Genomic DNA, 3,636 nt, shown 5'->3' with positions numbered 1-3,636 from the left:
GAGGGTGCATCTAGCACAGCGAGTAATGCCAAGGGAGTTAGTGAGACAGCTTTGACAGCAGCTAATCGAGCAGAACAGAGGGTTACAGAGGTAAGACAAGAAGTCTCTCAAGCTGTTACAAGTGCAAAGGAAGCAAAGGATGGCGTTACAGCTGTGACTACATCAGTGAATGAGGTAAGACAGACAGTAGAACAAGCGCTAGTAGAGGTGACAAGTGTTAAGGCAAGCGTGTCTGTGGTAGAGACGACAGCAGCAGAGGCTCAGAGTGCGTCAAGGGAAGCCAAAGAAGTTGCAGAGACAGCCAGAGTTAAAGCAGTAGAGGCGCAAGTCAGTGCAACAGAAGCGCTAAAGGTAGCCAATGAAGCAAAGGTAGCGGCAGAGCAATCGGTTCATTTAGAGGGAGAAGCGGTAAAAGGAGGAGAAGCAATCAGGAGCTTGGCAGAAGAAGCCAAGAGGACAGCAGAATCCGTGCAAAGTGTTGCTCAAGAAGCCAAAGAGAGCGCATCACAGGCTTTGGCAGTAGCGAATACAGCGAAGGCAACATCAGAAACGGCGGCAAATACGGCGACAGAAGCGAAGGGAGTAGCAGAGAGTGCCTCTACTACAGCCAATGAAGCCAAGAGAGCCAGTGAGACAGCGACATCAACAGCAAGTAGTGCACAAGAACGAGTTGAAAGAGCCGTTTCAGAGGCAGAGGCTGCGAAGAGTCAAGCGGCAGAGGCTAAACAACAAGCATTGGAAGCGAAGGCTCAATCTTCAGAGGCTGTAAACTTAGTGAATAAAGTAAAAGGAGTTAGCGAAGAAGCGAAAGGCTTAGCGGAAAAGGCGAGAGCGGCATCTACCGAGGCACAAAAGAGTGCAGAGCAAGCACGAGCAGAAACAACTGGTGTGACAACAATGGCTACCACGGCGTTAACAACAGCGAATGATGCGAAGGGGGGCGCAGAGGAAGCCAAGAGCATAGCAGAAGAGGCAAAAATTGTTGGGGAGAGTGCAAGTAAGAAAGCAGAACAAGCCGTACGAGATGCATCAGAAGCAACAAGGATAGCGAGTGAGGCAAAAACAGCGGCAGAACAGGCGGTACGTTCAGGAGAGACGGCAGGTCAAGTAAGTGCACAAGCCGTCAAGAATTTAGTGGAAGAAGCCAAGAACAAGGCAAGTGAAGCCAAGCAAGTAGCGGATAGTGCCAAGGTTAAAGCAAGCTTTGCGGAGAGTGCTGCGGAAGAAGCACAGGAAGAAGCCAAGCAAGCGCGTCAAGTAGCTGATAGTGCGAAGTCTATAGCAGAAGAGGCGAAAAGCACAGCAGAGCAAGCAGGACGGGATGCAACAGAGGCGACAAAAGTAGCTAATGAAGCTAAAGCGTTAGCAGAGCATATGGACGTAGAAACTGCGAAAAGTTTAGCAGAAGAAGCAAAAAGTAAAGCAGAAAGGGTAGAGACTGTAGCCAATACAGCGATGGGAACAGCGTTATCTGCTAAGAGTGTTTCGGAAGAAACCAAACAAGCGGTCAGTCGAGCACATTCTACGGCAGAAGAGGCGAAAGAGATAGCCGAAGAAGCGCAAGAGGAAGCAAGTGAAGCCAAACAAGTAGCCGATAGTGCGACGGCTAAAGCTAATTTGGCGGCAACAGCAGCCGAAGATGCGGGGTCTAAAGCAGAGCAAGTAAAAGAAAAAGTAGATAGTTTAGAGACAATAGTTAATAAGGCAAAACAAACAGCAGATGATGCAAAGGCAGCGGCTAGGAAAGTGACAGCAGATGTTATTTCCTTTAAGGCGAATGCCTTGACAGCTGAGAGCGTTGCGAATGCAGCCCAACAAAAGAGTGAACAAGCAAGTACTCGAGCGAGTGAAGCGCAAGAGGAAGCAAGGCAAGCTAAAACGATAGCAGAGCAAGCCAATAGCTCTCTTGTTTCGTTTAATTTTTCTGAGACGAGCGAACAGGTCAAAAAGAACGGTGAGAAGATTAGTCATATAGAGAAAGAGGTGAGTTATCTTTATAAGACTGTAAAAATGATGAATTTGAGTGTAGTGGCGCAATTTTCACCGTTTCTTGTAGTAGATGAAGACAAGAGCTTGAAAGTAAAAACAGGAACAATATTTCGTTTTACTCATGGAAGTGTAGATGATGATGACAATCTTCGCCTTTATCCTATTATGAAGGATGAAAGCATAAATCTTCCCTCTTCTCTTCAAGCGGGCAAAGATTATTATGTTTATCTTGTTCCCAAAAGTGAAGTTATAGAAGTGATTGTTTCAGAGAATGCGACTTATCCCGATGGCTATAGAGCGGATAATTCGGTCCAGATAGGAGGATTTCATACGCTTTGTGCAGATGTTGGAACGCTTGAAGGTCACCCGTTATCAGGCTATAGAGCAGGGGATATATTACCCAATTCTATTTGGTGTTTGAATCATCGTCCGCATAGTTCACCAGAAGGAATGGTTTACGACCCCTCTACAGATCTTTGGGTAGATATTTATCTTCAATCAGGAACAGGTGAAAATACCAAATCGGCTTATGGTGTTCCCGTAACAACCAATCGTAGCTATAAAGATCACATGTTGGATTTGTGGCGTGTCAAGAAGTCGTTACTGAGAGATGAAGATTTTGCTTCTGCGATGTATGGAAGCAATGAGAAGACGAGTATCAAAGGCAAGCAAGCGCCCTCTCCAAAGACTTCGGGAGGTCATGTTGATACAGCCAATAGGCGGATGATATCGCATATTGGTTGTGAGGATGGTTGTGGTTATCTTTTACAGTTTTTATCAGGAACTTTTGCGATGCAGACGCAATCGAGTTCTACTTTGTGGACCAGTTTTACGACAGCTTTGAATGTCTTGTCTGGTGGAGGGAGTTGGGAGGATGATACGAAGAGTGGCTGCTTTTATCGTAATGGTTTACATTCACGTAGTACTTCTGATGAGAAACTAGGAGCACGTGGTTGTAGTCGTCCGGGACGTTTTGGATAATGAGAGCAAGATGATAGAATATCCAGAGCATTTAAATAGCAAGCAAGATTATTTGAACATGCTTTCTTTTGATAAGAGAGAAACGGTTAGAAGGCTAGAGGGTCTTTTAGAGACACGTTTTTATTGGATCTTTGTTAAAGAGCTCAGCGACGGAGAAGAGGGTGTTGAGGATGAAACCCATAGAGTATATATAAGCCAGGAAATCCCGTTTGATTTAGAGGGAGAGCTTGTAGCAAAGCGTTATCAATATGAATTACAGGAAAGCGAATATGCGCCGTTGTTTAGACTTGGCTTTAGCGTAGAAGAAGTCGAGCAATTGATCAAAGAGCATAGCCAATAGAAGATTATAAAAGAAGATTTTCATCCAGCCCCACATGAGTGGGGCTTTTTTTATGGAGGAGTGAATGAGAAAGATATCGAGGGAAGGATTAGAACTGCTCAAGCAATGGGAAGGCTTGCGCTTAGAGGCGTATAGAGATGCGGGATGTATCTGGACGATAGGTTATGGTCATACCAGCTATGCAGGCAAACCTTTGGTCCACAAGGGAATGCGTATTACCAAGGAGCAAGCAGAAGAAATCCTTTGTGAAGACTTAAAGCAATTTGAGAAGGCGGTAGAGCAATCTGTAACGGTTTCGTTAACGGATAGCCAATTCGCGGCATTGG

The 3,636-nt window shown here is 45.4% G+C and carries 3 protein-coding genes; all 3 read left to right on the top strand.

The genetic code is table 11. The features are described 5' to 3' along the window. Positions 1–2,970: phage major tropism determinant (locus tag FS875_RS10730; RefSeq protein WP_246067901.1), on the top strand; the 2,970-nt coding region annotated here is incomplete at its 5' end. Positions 2,971–2,980: 10 nt separating this feature from the next. Beyond that, on the top strand, positions 2,981–3,310 hold the full coding sequence (locus tag FS875_RS09475) for a hypothetical protein (protein WP_144756097.1): 330 nt from the start codon (positions 2,981–2,983) through the stop codon (positions 3,308–3,310). 64 nt (positions 3,311–3,374) lie between these two features. Beyond that, on the top strand, positions 3,375–3,636 hold a 262-nt coding region (locus tag FS875_RS09470; RefSeq protein ID WP_144756094.1), incomplete at its 3' end, for a lysozyme.

The organism is Bartonella saheliensis (assembly GCF_902162175.1).
This window is presented reverse-complemented; position numbering and strand designations above follow the sequence as displayed.